Genomic DNA, 15,485 nt, shown 5'->3' on the forward strand with positions numbered 1-15,485 from the left:
GCTAAAAAGCGGACAACCATGGCCTGACAGACCGTGGCACGTTGCAACAAATGTAGGAGCGAGCTTGCTCGCGATGCGCCGCGCGGGCGGCGCTCGGTCTCAAAACCACCACAAATGTATCGGCGAAATCCCTCAGCGATAACGCTCAAGCCAATGCGCGTACGGCGCCGGCAAGGTCCACGCCGCTTTATCCACGCCCAACGCCTTGGCCGCAAAATACGCCCAATGCGGGTCGGCCAAATGCGCACGCCCCACCGACACCAGGTCAAGCTGATTGGCCTGCAGCGCCGCTTCCGCCAACTGCGGCGTACCAAAGCCCCACGCCGAAGTCACCGGCATCCCCGCCTCGCGGCGCACGCGCTCGGCAATCGGTCCCATGAACGCCGGGCCCCACGGAATGCTGGTTTCAGGAATGGTGAAGCCAACGCTCACACTCAGCAGATCGAGGCCACCTGCCTTGAACATACGCGCCAGCTCAATGGACTCATCCAAGGTCTGCTCATCACGGCCGTCATACTCCAGCACGCCGAAACGGGCCGTCAGCGGCAGGTGTTCCGGCCATACCTCACGCACGGCAGCCAGGGTTTCCAGCAGGAAGCGGCTACGGTTCTCGAAGCTGCCGCCATAAGCGTCGGTACGCTGGTTGGCGTGCTCGGAGAAAAAGCTCTGGCCCAGGTAACCATGGGCAAAGTGCAGCTCGATCCACTCGAAGCCGGCGTCCCGCGCACGGCGGGCGGCATCGACGAAGTCCTGCTTGACCCGGGCGATATCGTCCAGGGTCATCTCACGCGGCACTTTCGGCAGGTGCGCACCAAAGGCGATGGCCGAGGGGGCGATGGTTTCCCAGCCACGGGCATCGTCAGCGGCGATATGATCGTCACCTTCCCACGGGCGGTTGGCGCTGGCCTTGCGCCCGGCATGGGCGATCTGGATACCGGGCACCGAGCCCGCGGCCTTGATCGCCTGCACCACCGGCACGAAGGCCTGGGCATGGGCGTCGCTCCAGATACCGGCGCAGCCGGGGGTGATGCGCCCTTCCGGCGCCACGGCAGTGGCCTCGACCACCAGCAGGCCGGCGCCACCCCGTGCCAAGCTCGCGTAATGCACCTGGTGCCAGTCGTTGATCATGCCGTCCTCGGCCATGTACTGGCACATCGGCGGAATGGCAATGCGGTTGCGCAGGGTGACGTCCTTGAGGGTATAGGGTTCGAACAATGCAGACATGAGCAGACTCCAGGGTCTTTCGAATACGATTGTTCGATCATATTCGAACTATGGCAATTTGTGAAACCCCCGTTATCATGGCGACCATGCGAGCCTACAAACATCCCAACCCCGAAGACCTGATTCTCGAGCGCGTGCTCTATGCGCTGAGCGACCCCGTGCGCCTTGAGATCGTGCGGCACCTGGCGGGCGTGACCGAAGCCAGCTGCGGTGAGCTGGACGGTGGCCGGCCGAAGTCGAGCATGTCGCACCATTTTCGCGTGTTGCGCGATGCGGGGCTGGTGCATACGCGCAATGTGGGGACCACCCATATGAATTCGCTGCGCAGCGAAATGCTCGACGGGCGGTTCCCTGGATTGCTGGCGAGCATCCTGCGACAGCAGTGATTCGGCGATGACTGTGGGAGCAACTGTCTTGCTCAATTTCTAAAAGCAGGCGCGATTCCTGTGGGAGTCGGCTTGCCGGCGATAGGGCCCGAACAGGCTGTACAGGGCTATCGTGTCGTGCCTGCCTCGGCCTCATCGCCGGCAAGCCGGCTCCCACAGGGATCGGGTTTTCTTATCTAAGTGTCGTGCTTGCGCAGCGCGAAGCGGCACACCTGGCCGCCGCGCAACATGCATTCCTGATGCTCCACCTCTCCCCCACCCAAGGCCCCGATCAGCGCAAGGTCCAGCTCGCAGACCACCGGGTGCGCCTTGGCCAGGTGATGAAACACGCAGTTGTGCGCAACGATCTGCGGCTCCCCGCCTGAACGAAAGAACACTTCAGCTTCATACCCGGCCGCATTCATGTGCTGCACGATCTGCGCTTCATCCACCACTTCGGGCTGCAGGTCACTGGCCAGCTTGCGCCCCAGTTGCCGCATCAGCGCCAGCAGCGCCGGCTCGCCCAGCAGGCCGGCCACTTCACCGATCAGCAGGTTGGCCAGCAGCGGGTACTGGCGGGGGAACAATTCACGGCCCTGCTCGGTCAGCTGGTGCAATTGCTCTGGGCGTCGGCCGGTAGGGCGTGTTGCGCCACGCATGACCAGCCCGTCGCGCTCCAGTGCGGCCAGGTGCTGACGCACGGCCGTGCGGGTGACGGACAGGGCCTGCGCCAGGTCGTCGATGCTCATGCCGGTTGGCTGACGCAACAACGCATGGAGCAGGTCCTGTTGGGTACGGCCCAGTCCTTCGAGCATCAGAACTTGTCCGGGAACTGCTTGACCAGCGCCCCGGCGAGGGCGTCGGACAAGGTCAGGATATGCTCGCGCATCATCGCCCAGGTGCGCGCCTCGCCCGTGTAGTCACCGGCGGCCAACTGGTCGATCTGCGCAACGTGATGGCCACCGTGGGCGCTGAGCAGCGTGAGCAGGGTCGGCTCGGGCAAATAGGGGTTGGCCTTGGCCAGGAAAGCAGCGATGGCCTTGGCGTTGCTGGTCAGCTCATCGACGGCGGCCTGCTGGCCTTTCTTGTCCTTGGCCACGGTGGCATCGCTGTAGTGCTTGATCGCGCCCCAGTGGCCGGCGAGCAACTTGAGCAATTGATCGGCGGCAGGCTGGCCGTAGAGCGGGGCGATGCTGTTGGCTATCTTGGTGGCGTCGGCGACGACTTCATTGGCGGCGACGGCAGCCTGCTTGGTATTGCCGGCCTGGTTGGCGACGGCGTAGCTGCGGACCCAGAAAATGTGCTCGACCCACAGGTCGCGCAGGGCCAGGCGCGTGTTCAGTGCAGCGGATTCGGCGGGTTTGGCGGCGGGGGCTGCGGTGGAGTAGCTCGCGCTCCACGCCGGTTGGGCGCACAGGGCGAACAGCAGTAAGGCGGCAATCTTGAGGTTCATGACGGCACCCTCCTGGAGGGGATCGGCTGACAAGATTAATTTAAGCATCAAAATATGTTTTTATTGGGCTGAGGGTGGATTTCCGATCGGTGGTCTTCAGTTCTGGCCCTTCGCGGATAAATCCGCTCCTACATACGGCGCTGTACCTGTAGGAGCGGATTTATCCGCGAAGGGCCAGGACAGACAACAAAAAAGCCACGAGGTCACCCCCGTGGCTTTCGATCCCAACAAGGCAGCTGCTTACAGCGCCATGTCGTTCTCAGGCTTGCTCTCAACCGGCTGGCTGACAGCAGTGCTGGTACCGACGCTCTGGTCGATGACCGGCGGCTTCTCCAGCTGCAGCACCTCAGCGGTGTAGTTCCACTCTTTCTGGGTAGCGGCAGCCGAATCATTCAGCTTGGTACCGTAGCTCGGCACGATCTCTTTGATCTTGGCCTGCCACTCAGGGGTCGCGACCTTCTCCTTGAACACGGTTTCCAGGACGGTCAGCATGATCGGTGCAGCGGTCGAAGCACCTGGCGATGCACCCAGCAGGCCGGCGATGGTGCGGTCCTGCGAGGCCACCACTTCGGTGCCCAGCTTCAGCACGCCGCCCTTCTCTTCGTCACGCTTGATGATCTGCACGCGCTGGCCAGCCTGCCACAGCTTCCAGTCTTCCTTCTTGGCGTTCGGGAAGTAGGTACGCAGGGCTTCGAAACGGTCGTCGTCAGACTGCATCAGCTGACCGGCGAGGTATTCCACCAGCGGGTACTGGTCGATACCGACCTTGGCCATCGGCCACACGTTGTGCGTGGTGGTGCTTTTCAGCAGGTCCAGGTACGAGCCGTTCTTCAGGAACTTGGTCGAGAAGGTGGCGAATGGCCCGAACAGGATCACGCGCTTGCCATCGAGCACGCGGGTGTCCAGGTGCGGCACCGACATGGGTGGCGCACCGGTCGAAGCGATGCCGTAGGCCTTGGCCATGTGCTGCATGGCCACGGTCGGGTTCTCGGTCACCAGGAACGAACCGCCAACCGGGAAGCCTGCGTATTCCTTGGCTTCAGGAATGCCCGACTTCTGCAGCAGCTTGAGCGCGCCGCCGCCGGCACCGATGAACAGGAACTTGGCGTCGGTGGCCGTTTCGGTACCGTCCTTCAGGTTCTTGTACTCGACGTGCCAGGAGCCGTCCTCGTTGCGGGTGATGTCCTGGACTTCGCTGGACAGCTGCAGGTTGAAGTTGTCCTGGGTCTTCAGGTGGCCAACGAACTGGCGGGTGATCTCGCCGAAGTTGACGTCGGTGCCGATCGGCGACCAGGTCACGGCCAGCTTCTGGTTCGGGTCGCGGCCTTCCATCATCAGCGGGACCCACTTGGCGATCTGCGCGTGGTCCTCGGAGTACTCCATCGAGCGGAACAGCGGGCTGGCCTGCAGCGCGTCGTAACGCTTCTTGAGGAACTTGATGTTGTCATCGCCCCAGACGAAGCTCATGTGCGGGGTGGTGTTGATGAACGAATGCGGGTTCTTCAGCACACCCTGGCGCACTTGCCAGGCCCAGAACTGACGGGAAATCTGGAAGGATTCGTTGATGTCGATGGCTTTGGAGATGTTGACGTTGCCGTCTTTGTCTTCCGGGGTGTAGTTCAGCTCGGCCAGGGCGGAGTGGCCGGTGCCGGCATTGTTCCAGCCGTTGGAGCTTTCTTCGGCGACGCCGTCCAGGCGCTCGACCATCTCCATCGACCAGCTTGGCTCCAGCTCGTGCAGCCACACAGCCAGGGTGGAGCTCATGATGCCGCCGCCGACCAGCAGCACATCGACTTTCTTGGTTTCTGCGGCATGTGCTTGCATGAAGCTCGCCGCAACAGCCAGACCCAGCAAGGTCTTGCCAGCTTTCTTGAACATTGATCAATTCCAGTCTGTAGAACGGAGGACGGGCCCGTGGCTGGCCCAGGTGTTTCATGTTCTTCCGCGCAGGCTTGTTGTGGTCATTGTTCAGCGGCCAGAGAAACAGAAAACGACCCAGGCTATTGTCGAATTGACCGACAGGGCTGAATCGTTTCGCTGATTGTATCTTAAATGCCAGCACAAACAAATTGCGTGGCCGGAGGCAAGACGGCAGGTTGTCCCAGCGGCAGGTTGTCACGCCCGAGAAACAAAAACCCCCGGGCATCTGCATGACCGGGGGTCTTGGATCAGGTCGCAAGCGACGCGATCAGGGTATCGCCAAGATTACTGCGGCTGAGGCAGTTTATCGATCGGGCCGCAGCCACCGATGACCTTGGAAATGGAAACCGAAGGGTGGAACAGGTAGTCGTACGAGCAGTTTTTCTGCTGGTTGTAGACTTGGCCCGTGCAACCGGACAGCAGGGCAACGCCGGAAACGACAGCAACGGCGACGGTGGCCTTGAACAGCTTTTTCATTACTCAGTCCTTTAAATGAATCATCGGCCATCTTTCTGATGGCGGCGGGATGATACAGAACCGAAGCATTGGATCCAAGTTTCGTGGGCAATGGGCTTGATTGTTGAAAAGCAGGCCGGCGCAAACGATAGTTCCTGTCTGTGCCTTTGCTCTGCCCTACGACAGGAGTTCCCCCATGCTCGGCGTCACCGACTACGGCGCGTTCGTCATTGCCTTCATCATCGTGCTGGCCATTCCCGGTCCGGGTAACTTCGCCCTGATCACCGCCACCGGCAAGGGCGGCATCAAGGCCGGCCTGGCCGCGACATGCGGGGTGATTCTTGGCGACCAGGTGCTGCTGTGGCTGGCGGTGGCGGGCGTTGCCACCCTGCTCGCGGCCTACCCTGCCGCCTTCCACGTCGTGCAGTGGGCGGGCGCTGCGTACCTGGCCTACCTCGGGCTGCGCATGCTGCTGAGCAAACCCGGTGGCGCCCCACGCGCCAGCCGCATGGACAACGGCCACTACCTGCGTCAGACCATGCTCATCACCCTGCTCAACCCCAAGGCGATCATGTTCTACATGGCGTTCTTCCCGCTGTTCGTCGACCCGGTGAAGCATCAGGGGCTGGTGACCTTCGGCTTTCTCGCCGCGACCGTGGCGGTGGTGACGTTCCTGTATGGATTGATCGCGGTGGTGCTGACCCACCACCTGGCCGAGCGCATGCGCGCCAATCCGCGTATTTCCAACCTGTTCGAACGTTTGGCGGGGGCTTGCCTGGTGGGCTTTGGCATCAAGCTGGCGGCGATGCGCTGAACTTTAAAGTGACAGGCCGTGGCCTCGACCACGGCCTTCAACCCTGCCTTGGCCGAAACGCTGTAGGCCAATTCGTAAAATTGTCGGTTACCCCATCCAGTAATTGCTTGAGCTTACTCGCCACCCTAGCCTCGGTAGCCCCAGCCCTGACAGGAAGTAGCTAGTAGGCTACAATCGACAATGACGAATGAGATCGGCAGCACGCCCGACTTCGATAAATGGCTCGATGGCGTCAAAAACGCCGTCGGCAAGGCTGCAATCCTTGGCCGTATCAGCCGAGCAGAATGCGGAAACTTTGGCGACACAGAGCCAGTGGGTGATGGTGTCAGCGAAATGCGTGTGTTCGTTGGGCCCGGTTATCGCATGTACTACGTACGAACGGGTCAAACCCGCTATCTGATGCTCTACGGCAGTGACAAAACTGACCAAGGCAGAGGCATCAAACGAGCAAAGGAAATCCTGGACAATCTGCGAGGTGGGAAAAGATGAGCGATACAGACAGCCACGAAGAAATGCCAATCCTCGATCTGGACCTGAGCAACACGCAGCGCTTTGAAGCTTCCCGCTTTCTCGATAGCCCTGAAACCATTGCAGCATTCTTGGCTGAAGCACTGAAAACCAACGACACACACGTCCTGATGCATGCAATGGGCGAAGTGGCAAAGGCGAGAGGCGTGAACAAGCTCGCTCAGGACGCAGGCGTCAATCGCGAGTCTCTCTACAAGACCTTCAAGGGAGGCAGCAAGACACGCTTTGATACCATCCAGAAGCTGATGCTGGCCCTGGGTGTAGAGTTGACCGTAAAACCGCTGGCTGACCCGGTTCTTTCGCCTGCGACCAAATAGCCGCGCTCAACTGCGAGTCAGCCAGCCCTCATCAGAACAACTTGACCGTATAACTCAGGATCAATCGGTTCTCGTCGATGTCGGTCCGATAGTTCGAGCGGGCCATCACATTACGCACCCGCACCCCCAACCCTGCCAGGGGGCCGCTCTGCACCACGTAGGCAAGGTCCAGGTCGCGCTCCCGGTCACGCCCTTCGAAACCCAGGCCGGTCTCGACGTCGCGCCCCTTTACATAGCGCAGGGTCGAGGTCAGCCCCGGGATCCCCAGCGCGACGAAGTTGTAGTCGTGCCGCACCTGCCACGAGCGCTCCCCCGTCGCCGAGAATTCATAGGTTGGCAGCGTATTGCCCATCGGGTTGGTGTTGGCACCGACCTGGATGAACCCGTCGTCACCGCCGATCTGCTGATACCCCACATAGAAGGTGTGCCCACCGGTCTTGGCCGAAAACAGGCTGAACAGCGCATGGTTGTCGTAATTGCCAGCTATCTGCCGACCATCCTCCTGGGCATCGAAGTAGCCGGCATTCACCCCCAGCGTCCAGTCACCCACGGGCTGGGCGTGCTTGAGGCTGTAAAAGCGCTGCTGGTAGATATCTTCCAGTTGCGCCTGCCACACGCCGACACTGGTGCGGTTGTCATTGAAGGCATAGTCGGCGCCGACATAGTTGAAGCGGTCACTGGTGAACCGCGCCAGCCGCGCCGGGTTGATCGGGTCGTTGACCAGCGCGTACATCTTCTGGCTGTTGGACGAATCACGCAGGCTGGTTGACCGGAACTGCCCCGCGCTCAGGGTCAACCCAGGGAACTCGCGGGACTCGAGCATCGCGCCCTGGTAGGTCGGCGGCAGCAGGCGCAGGTCGCTGAACAACAGCACGGGCAGGTTAGGCATCAACTCGCCCACTTTCAGTTCGGTGCGGGAAACCTTGAACTTGATCGCTGCGCCCATGCGGCTGTATTCGTCTGCCGACTTGCCGCTTTCGAGGCTGGGCAACAACCCCGACTTGGCGTGCTCCGGGCTGCTGTCGAGCTTGAGACCGAGCAGACCGATGACGTCGACACCCATGCCGATCATGCCCGGGGTATAGCCGGAGGTGGCATTGAAGATGAAGCCCTGGGCCCACTCCTGGGTACGCGACTGGGTACTCGGGCCTTTGATATCGGCATAGTCACGACTGAAAAAGTAATTGCGCGCTTGCAGCGTAGCGCTGGCGCCCGCGATGAAACCTGGCTCTTCGGCCGTCGCCTCGGCGCACAGGGCGGCGGCGATGCAACCACCGGCCAGGCGAGCGGTCGGGGAATAACGCTGTGGCATGTAACCGAGCATGAAAGCAACTCCTGGATGCGGGCAACAGCAGCCCGCCGCGGCGGCCCAGGGGCCATCCTCGTCGGGTTGCGTTGAAAGGGATCGGCAGGCGAGCCAGGTGCCCGCCTGCGCTGCCGTCAAAAGAAGCGCTGGACCGTTAACGGTTGACCAGCTTTGCCGGCAAGGCGATGACCAGGAAACAGCTGAGCAGCAGGCACAGGGCAAACACCCACAAGGCCGCGTGGGAGGTGCCGGTCAGATCGGTGACCATGCCCATCAGCGAGTTGCTCACCAGCCCCGCGATATTGGCCACCGAGCACGCCAGGGCAAAACCGGTAGCGGCCGCGGTGCCCTTGAGGAAGGTCGCCGGCAGGCTGAAGAACACCGGCACCGCACCGATGATCGCCGCCGAGGCGATCGCAAACAGCACCACCGTCATCACCAGGTTCTGGCTGAACAGGGTGCTGCTGGCCATGGCGATCGCGCCGATGATGAACGGCACGATGATGTGCCAGCGGCGTTCGCGATGCCGGTCGGAACTGGCACCGATCATCAGCATGCCAGCCAACGCCGCCAGGCTCGGAATCGCCGTGAGCAGGCCGATGTGGAAGGTATCGCTGACACCCGCGTCGCGAATGAAGGTCGGCATCCAGAAGCCCATGGCATAGGCGCTGAGCAGGATCGAGAAGTCGATGCCACCGAGCATCCACACCTTGAGGTTGAAGAAGCCATCGCGGAAGCTGTGCTTGCTGTCCTTGCCCTCGGCATCGTCGGCGGCAAGGTCCGCAGCCAGCTGTGCCTTGTCGTCATCCGACAGCCACTTCGCCTGCTGGAAATTGTTCGGCAGCGCCCAGAACGTCAGGATGCCCAGCAGCACGCTGGGGATCGCCTCCAGCAGGAACAGCCACTGCCAGCCATGCAGGCCGTGTACCTGGTCGAAGTGGCCCATGATCCAGCCAGAGATCGGCCCGCCAATCACGCTCGACAGCGGCAGCCCGATCATGAACAGGGCAATGATGCGCCCGCGTCGGTAGGTCGGGTACCACATGGTCAGGTAGAACAGCACACCCGGCAGGAAGCCCGCCTCGGCCGCGCCGAGCAGAAAGCGCAGGATGTAGAACTGCGTGGTGCTGGTGACGAACATGGTGCAGGCCGAGAGCAGGCCCCAGGTGATCATGATGCGGGCGATCCACAGCTTGGCGCCGACACGCTGCAGGATCAGGTTGCTGGGGACCTCGAAGATGATGTAACCGACGAAGAACAGCCCGGCGCCCAGGCCATAGGCCGCGGTGCTGAATTGCAGGTCTTCGAGCATCTGCAGCTTGGCGAAGCCGACATTGATGCGGTCCAGATAGGCGGCGAGGTAGCAGAAACACAGGAAGGGGATGAGCTTCCAGGTGATCCTGCGGTAAAGCGCTTGAGTACCCCGGTCGACTTCAACGTGGACCGCGGTTGCATTCGCAATTGGCATTTCCTGTCTCCTGGCGGGCGACTTTGTGGTTGTTTTAAGGCCAGCAGTTTTCGACGCTCCGGGCGCGCCGCGCACTATACGCGGCACGCCCGGGGGGGCGTCACAAGACCCCGAGTGCTCCTGCGGGGCGACCGCCTGGACAGCGGACGGTCATGGAACGGGCTTCCCGCGCCGTTACTTGATTGTTATGGGTGCAAGGTGACGGGTTGATTCAGTTCTCCAGACGCTGAAGCTGCTCCATGGCCTCCTGCCGGCTGACGACATCGCCGTACTTGCTGTCGATGTCGAACAGGTTGGCTTCGTGGGGATCGTTGTGGCGATCACCGACACATTCGCGCACTACGATGATTCGGAAACCGTGCTGCAGGGCATCCACCGCACTGGCGCGGATGCAGCCACTGGTGGAGCAGCCGGCCAGCACCACGGTATCGACACCTTGTGCATGCAGCAGCGAGGCCAGGCTGGTACCGAAGAAGGCGCTGGCGTACTGCTTGCTGAGCACCACTTCATCCGCCCGTGGCACCACGGCCTCGCAGAATGCCGCCAGCGGGTTGCCTTCGACCATGTCTTTCATCACCGGCGCCTTGCGCACCCACACACCGCCGTCGGCGAAGTGCGGGGCCTGGTAGCGGATGTTGGTATGGACCACCAGCGTACCGCAGTCTCGGGCCAGGGCCAGCAGGCCGGCGGCCTGCTCGACGGCCGTCACCACGCCGGGAGCGTAGAGCGGCGCACCAGGGGTGGTGTAGCCCTGCATGAAGTCGATCATCAGCAGGGCCGCCTTGCGGCCGAAGCCGATGCGCTGGCCCCATACGCCCTGGTAGTTGTCGCTGGCGCTTTGTGCGTCGCTCATGTTCGTCTCCCGATCAGTAAGCGCCCGACAGCAATGCGCCGGCGCCCGGAACCACCGGTTCCAGGTCCAGCGCCTTGAGCATGGCGTAGGTGGTGGCAATGGCGGCGGTGACCACCGGCTTGCCGGTTTGCGCCTCGACCTTGGCGACCGCCGGCAGCGATTGCATCTGCACGCAAGCCGAAAGCACCACCACATCGACGCCTTCAAGGTTCATGCCGGCGACGATGCCCGGCAGGTTGGCCGGGTCGTGGCGGGCCACGGCGAGGTTGTCGGGGATTTCGAGCGCGCGCCAGTCCTGCACTTCGAAGCCTTCCTCGCGGATGTAGTTGACCACAAGTTCCGTCAACGGCTTCATGTAGGGCGCGACGATGGCGATGCGCTTTGCCTTCATCACATGCAGGGCCTCCACCAGCGCACCCGCACTGGTGATCACCGGCGCCAGCGCGTCGTTGTCAGCGGTGGCTTTCTGCAGTCGTTTCTCCGACTGGCGGTGATAGCCCAGCCCCATGGCCATGATCGCCACCAGGCAGGCATAGCCGAGCACGTCGACCTTGGCGTCGGACAACTCCACCGCGCAGCGGTCGGACTCGCCGTCCATCGCTGCCAGTTCTTCCTTCTTCACCTGCTTCATGCGCATGCGGCTGGAGTGGAAGGTGAAGCGTTCCGGGCGGATCGCCTGGCGCGCCAGGAGCATCGCCGGGATCTCGGTTTCCATGGTGGTGTTCGAGCTCGGCACGATCTGGCCGATCCGGTAAATCTTGCTCATGTCTTGTGCTCCGTCAGTCGAATGTGTGGTCGAGGAAATCACCGAAGGCGGCGAAGAAGCCTTCGAGGTCATCCCAGGGGATCATGTGGCCGGCGTTGTCGACCTGAGCGACCTGGATGTCCGGCTTGAGCTCGCGGATTTCGGCGATGTCCTGGGGCTGGATCACGCCGCCCCGCCCGGCCACGATCAGCAGTGCGGGCTGGCGCACGCGGGGCAGGTCCTGATGGATGTCCACCTGGTGGAAATCGTTGAAGGCACGCACGATCGCCGGCTCATGGCAGGTGTGCAGCCACTCGGCGCGCAGGGCCAGTTGCTCATCGGTCCAGGTCGCGCAGAAGGCGCGCATGTCATCGCCGCTCATGCCAACGGTGGCCTGGCGAATCGAGTCGACGTACCACGGCAGCTTGCTCGGGTACTCGCGCCGGCCAGGTCCGGACACCGGCGGGTCGACCAGCACCAGGCGCTGCAGCCCTGGCGCGCCCTGCGCAGCGGCGCGGATGGCGAAACGTGCCCCCATCGAGTGGCCGACCAGGTGATAGCGCTCCAGGCCCAGCGCCGCCGCGAAGGCCGGGATGTCCGCCGCGCAGGCATCGGTGCCGTAGTCCAGCTCAGGGCCGCTCGAAGTCAGGCCGCGGCCACGCACATCCAGCACATAAGTGTCGAAGTGCTGACCAAGACGCTCGGCGACGAACCCCCAGGTGATCGCCGGGCTGGTGATGCCCGGCACCAGGATCAGCGCATGACCTTTGCCGCCGTAGCGCAGGTAATGCTGGCGGATGCCGTTGGCGCTGACGTTGCCGCCGGCGACGAAGGTGCTCATGCCGCCTCCCCGCTTTTCAGTTCCTGCCCGTAGAGGTCATAGCCATATACCCAGGCCGGGTCTTCCTGGTTGTAGAGGAAGGTGTTGGCGTTGGATACCGACTGCACACGCGATGCGCGCTCCTTGCGGTTGGCCTCGTACAGCGCGAAGGCAGTGCGGTGGTCGGACAGTCCGGTCTCTTGCAGGCAACGGGTGAGCATCGCCGCATCTTCGATCGCCATGCACGCGCCTTGCGCCATGTGCGGTTTCATCGGGTGGCAGGCGTCGCCCAGCAGCACCAGGCGGCCACGGCTCCACAGCGGCAGCGGGTTGCGGTTGCGCAACGGCCACTTGGTAATCGATTCGGTGGCGCCGATCAGCTTCTGCACGGTGGGGTGGTAACCCTCGAAGGCCGCGCGCATTTCTTCCTGGCTGCTGTCGACGAAGGCGCCCTGGAAGTCCCAGGCCTCGTGCGGTACGCCGGTGACGAAGTAGTACTCGTCGCGCTTGCCGGTGGTGTAGTAGACCATCATGTGGCGGTCTTCGGTCCACCACTTCACGCAGTCCTCGAACACGTCTGCATGCTGGGCCAGGTGTTCGCCACGGATCAGCGCGCGGTGGGCGACCCAGCCGCTGTAGATCGGCGCTTCGACACCCAGCAGCTCTTCGCGGATCTTGGAGTGGATGCCGTCCGCGCCAATGACGATATCGGCCACGGTGTGGGTACCGTCGGCGAAGTCCAGGCGCACCTGGTCGCCCTCATCGACAATCTTTTCCAGGCGCTTGCCGAAGTGCACGGTGCCCGGCTTGATCGCATCGATCTGCAGTGCGTGCAGGTCGCCGCGGTGAATGGTGATGTACGAGGCGCCGTACTCACGGCGGGCGAACTCACCGAGCGGGATGCGCGACAGGTAGTCGCCCGTGTTGCCGTCGCGGCTGAACCAGAAGTCCGGGTGCGAGCTCATCAGCTCCAGCTTCTGCTCCAGCCCCATGCGGCGGAAGATCTTCATCACGTTGGGGCCGATATGGATACCCGCGCCAAGGCGGGTGAATTCCGGTGCCTGCTCGTACACGTCGACTTCGAAGCCGGCCTGTTGCAACAGCGTGGCGGCTGCTGCACCACCAAGACCTGCACCGACGATTGCGATTTTCTGCCTGCCCCGCATAGGTATATCCCCTCTTGTTCTGTGATGTGGTCAGCGGTTCGATCACCTGACGATTTAGAGTGTATACGCTGTAATTTTTTAATTGGAAGGGCGGGGCTCAAATATTTTCAAACAGCTGATCGAATGTAACAAACGGCCTCGTGTAACCGATTTATCTAGGGATTGTGTGAAATGGTAACGTTTGGAAGTACGCCTTGCGCTTGTCGAACGGATGCGATTACATCTACAAGAATATGGCGTATACACTATTAATTCGCACCGAGATGACGCGCCATGCACCGCCGCAGTGCAGCATCTCGAGCCCACCAAGGCCTGCCCAGGAGAAAGCCGATGCCCGTTAGCAACGCAGAACTGACCCAGATGTTCGAACACGTGCTGAAACTGTCCCGCGTGAATGAGACGCAGAGCGTCGCCGTGCTCAAGAGCCACTATTCCGATCCACGTACGGTGAACGCCGCCATGGAAGCCGCGCAGCGGCTCAAGGCCAAGGTCTACGCGGTGGAACTGCCGTCGTTCAACCACCCCACTGCCATGGGCAACGACATGACCGCCTACTGCGGCGACACGGCCCTGACCGGCAACCTGGCGGCGCAGCGGGCACTGGAGGCCGCCGACCTGATCGTCGACACCATGATGCTGCTGCATTCACCTGAACAGGAGCAGATCCTCAAGACGGGCACGCGCATCCTGCTGGCCGTCGAACCCCCGGAAGTGCTGGCGCGCATGCTGCCCACCGAGGACGACAAGCGCCGCGTGCTGGCCGCCGAAACCCTGCTCAAGCAGGCGCGCAGCATGCATGTGCGCTCCAAGGCCGGCAGTGATTTTCGCGCCCCGCTCGGCCAATACCCGGCCGTCACCGAATACGGTTACGCCGACGAGCCCGGCCGCTGGGACCACTGGCCCAGCGGCTTCCTGTTCACCTGGCCGAACGAGGACAGTGCCGAAGGCACGCTGGTGCTGGACGTCGGCGACATCATCCTGCCGTTCAAGAACTACTGCCGCGAGCGCATCACGCTGGAGATCGAGAAAGGCTTCATCACCGGCATCCATGGCGGCTTCGAGGCCGAGTACCTGCGTGACTACATGAAGTATTTCAACGACCCCGAGGTGTACGGCATTTCCCACATCGGCTGGGGCCTGCAGCCACGCGCCCAATGGACCGCCATGGGCCTGCACGACCGCAACGACGGCATGTGCATGGATGCCCGCGCGTTCTATGGCAACTTCCTGTTCTCCACCGGCCCCAACACCGAAGTCGGCGGCAAGCGCAAAACCCCCTGCCACCTGGATATTCCGCTGCGCAACTGCGATATCTACCTGGACGACAAGGCCGTGGTCCTGGCCGGCGATGTGGTCGCACCTGAGGAGTCCAAGGCACGATAGTGGTTATACTGGCCCGGCGCTCCACTTCGGGGCCCGGCCAGCCCAATCCATACAGCCCAAGCCCTCCCATGTCGAAGAAAACCACTGAAGCGCCCGCTGCACCTGACACCGCCCCCTATGACGTCACCGAACAGGTCGGCCACCTGCTGCGCAAGGCGTATCAGCGGCACACCGCGATTTTCCAGCAGCAGGCGTGCGACCCGCAGCTGACCTCGATCCAGTTCGTCACCCTGTGCGCCTTGCGCGACCACGGGCCCAGCTCCCAGGCCGAGTTGATCAAGGCGACCGCCGTCGACCAGGCGACCATTCGCGGCATCGTCGAACGGCTCAAGGCGCGGGAACTGGTGAAGCTGTCGCCGGACCCTGATGATCGACGCAAGGTGATTGTCGAGCTCACCGACAGTGGCGCGGCATTGCTGGATGCGATGATTCCCTGCGCACGGCAGATCAGTGAGCTGAGCATGGGTTGCCTGAATGCTGCGGAGCGGGTGGCGATTCTGTTTTTGCTGCGCAAGATGATCGATGGGGATGAGATGGCGGGGTGATTGCGGCGCCTCGCTTTGGATTTGTGGTGATGCGTGAATCGAGCGCCGCCCGCGCGGCGCATCGCGAGCAAGCTCGCTCCTACATTTGTTGCAACGTGCCTATGCCTGATAGCCCATGGTTG

Annotated in this window: 17 protein-coding genes; 6 read left to right on the plus strand and 11 right to left on the minus strand. The window is 62.4% G+C overall.

What is annotated here, in order from left to right; all coding sequences use genetic code 11:
* Positions 1 to 132: 132 nt before the first annotated feature.
* Positions 133 to 1,224 carry a xenobiotic reductase XenA gene (gene xenA / locus PMI38_RS19055; protein WP_008097333.1) on the minus strand — a complete coding sequence of 364 codons (1,092 nt, stop codon included), beginning with the start codon at positions 1,222 to 1,224 and terminating at the stop codon, positions 133 to 135.
* Between the two features lie 50 nt (positions 1,225 to 1,274).
* On the opposite strand from xenA, the gene PMI38_RS19060 reads away from it, so the two are divergent.
* Positions 1,275 to 1,610: an ArsR/SmtB family transcription factor gene (locus PMI38_RS19060; protein WP_043273948.1), complete on the plus strand. Its 336-nt coding sequence runs from the start codon at positions 1,275 to 1,277 to the stop codon at positions 1,608 to 1,610.
* A gap of 176 nt (positions 1,611 to 1,786) precedes the next feature.
* On the opposite strand, the gene PMI38_RS19065 is transcribed toward PMI38_RS19060, so the two are convergent.
* From PMI38_RS19065 to PMI38_RS19080, 4 genes are all read right to left on the minus strand, one after another.
* Positions 1,787 to 2,404, minus strand: coding sequence for a helix-turn-helix transcriptional regulator (locus PMI38_RS19065; protein WP_008097335.1), 618 nt, complete (start codon positions 2,402 to 2,404; stop codon positions 1,787 to 1,789).
* Positions 2,404 to 3,042: a hypothetical protein gene (locus PMI38_RS19070; protein WP_008097336.1), complete on the minus strand. Its 639-nt coding sequence runs from the start codon at positions 3,040 to 3,042 to the stop codon at positions 2,404 to 2,406. The genes PMI38_RS19065 and PMI38_RS19070 overlap by 1 nt, the downstream gene beginning before the upstream one ends.
* 240 nt (positions 3,043 to 3,282) lie before the next feature.
* Positions 3,283 to 4,920 carry a malate dehydrogenase (quinone) gene (gene mqo / locus PMI38_RS19075; RefSeq protein WP_008097337.1) on the minus strand — a complete coding sequence of 546 codons (1,638 nt, stop codon included), beginning with the start codon at positions 4,918 to 4,920 and terminating at the stop codon, positions 3,283 to 3,285.
* A 327-nt stretch (positions 4,921 to 5,247) separates the two neighbouring features.
* Positions 5,248 to 5,439, minus strand: coding sequence for a DUF4223 family protein (locus tag PMI38_RS19080; RefSeq protein WP_008097338.1), 192 nt, complete (start codon positions 5,437 to 5,439; stop codon positions 5,248 to 5,250).
* A gap of 175 nt (positions 5,440 to 5,614) precedes the next feature.
* Here PMI38_RS19080 and PMI38_RS19085 point away from each other — a divergent pair, with 175 nt between their 5' ends.
* The 3 genes from PMI38_RS19085 to PMI38_RS19095 all read left to right on the plus strand — a co-directional run bounded on the left by PMI38_RS19085 (position 5,615) and on the right by PMI38_RS19095 (position 7,077).
* Positions 5,615 to 6,232: a LysE family transporter gene (locus PMI38_RS19085; RefSeq protein ID WP_008097339.1), complete on the plus strand. Its 618-nt coding sequence runs from the start codon at positions 5,615 to 5,617 to the stop codon at positions 6,230 to 6,232.
* A 180-nt stretch (positions 6,233 to 6,412) separates the two neighbouring features.
* Positions 6,413 to 6,721, plus strand: coding sequence for a type II toxin-antitoxin system RelE/ParE family toxin (locus tag PMI38_RS19090; protein WP_008097340.1), 309 nt, complete (start codon positions 6,413 to 6,415; stop codon positions 6,719 to 6,721).
* On the plus strand, positions 6,718 to 7,077 hold the full coding sequence (locus tag PMI38_RS19095) for an addiction module antidote protein (protein WP_008097341.1): 360 nt from the start codon (positions 6,718 to 6,720) through the stop codon (positions 7,075 to 7,077). Before PMI38_RS19090 ends, PMI38_RS19095 begins: the two co-directional genes overlap by 4 nt.
* A 31-nt stretch (positions 7,078 to 7,108) precedes the next feature.
* On the opposite strand, the gene PMI38_RS19100 is transcribed toward PMI38_RS19095, so the two are convergent.
* From PMI38_RS19100 to nicC, 6 genes are all read right to left on the minus strand, one after another.
* Positions 7,109 to 8,401, minus strand: a complete 1,293-nt coding sequence (locus PMI38_RS19100) for an OprD family porin (protein WP_008097342.1) — start codon at positions 8,399 to 8,401, stop codon at positions 7,109 to 7,111.
* A gap of 136 nt (positions 8,402 to 8,537) precedes the next feature.
* Complete coding sequence (locus tag PMI38_RS19105; RefSeq protein WP_008097343.1) at positions 8,538 to 9,851, minus strand: MFS transporter; 1,314 nt, start codon at positions 9,849 to 9,851, stop codon at positions 8,538 to 8,540.
* Positions 9,852 to 10,062: 211 nt separating this feature from the next.
* Positions 10,063 to 10,704 (minus strand): N-carbamoylsarcosine amidohydrolase, encoded by a 642-nt coding sequence (locus tag PMI38_RS19110; protein WP_008097344.1) that lies wholly within the window; start codon positions 10,702 to 10,704, stop codon positions 10,063 to 10,065.
* 13 nt (positions 10,705 to 10,717) lie between these two features.
* Positions 10,718 to 11,470, minus strand: a complete 753-nt coding sequence (locus tag PMI38_RS19115) for a maleate cis-trans isomerase family protein (protein ID WP_008097345.1) — start codon at positions 11,468 to 11,470, stop codon at positions 10,718 to 10,720.
* 13 nt (positions 11,471 to 11,483) lie between these two features.
* Complete coding sequence (gene nicD / locus PMI38_RS19120) at positions 11,484 to 12,290, minus strand: N-formylmaleamate deformylase (RefSeq protein ID WP_008097346.1); 807 nt, start codon at positions 12,288 to 12,290, stop codon at positions 11,484 to 11,486.
* Positions 12,287 to 13,435 carry a 6-hydroxynicotinate 3-monooxygenase gene (nicC, locus tag PMI38_RS19125; RefSeq protein WP_008097347.1) on the minus strand — a complete coding sequence of 383 codons (1,149 nt, stop codon included), beginning with the start codon at positions 13,433 to 13,435 and terminating at the stop codon, positions 12,287 to 12,289. Before nicC ends, nicD begins: the two co-directional genes overlap by 4 nt.
* A gap of 330 nt (positions 13,436 to 13,765) precedes the next feature.
* On the opposite strand from nicC, the gene PMI38_RS19130 reads away from it, so the two are divergent.
* Positions 13,766 to 14,818, plus strand: a complete 1,053-nt coding sequence (locus PMI38_RS19130; protein ID WP_008097348.1) for a 2,5-dihydroxypyridine 5,6-dioxygenase — start codon at positions 13,766 to 13,768, stop codon at positions 14,816 to 14,818.
* 68 nt (positions 14,819 to 14,886) lie between these two features.
* A complete protein-coding gene (locus tag PMI38_RS19135) occupies positions 14,887 to 15,363 on the plus strand; it encodes a MarR family winged helix-turn-helix transcriptional regulator (protein WP_008097349.1) in 477 nt (158 codons plus the stop codon).
* The last annotated feature ends 122 nt before the right edge of the window (positions 15,364 to 15,485 follow it).

It is taken from the genome of Pseudomonas sp. GM84 (assembly GCF_000282535.1).
GTDB lineage: Bacteria > Pseudomonadota > Gammaproteobacteria > Pseudomonadales > Pseudomonadaceae > Aquipseudomonas.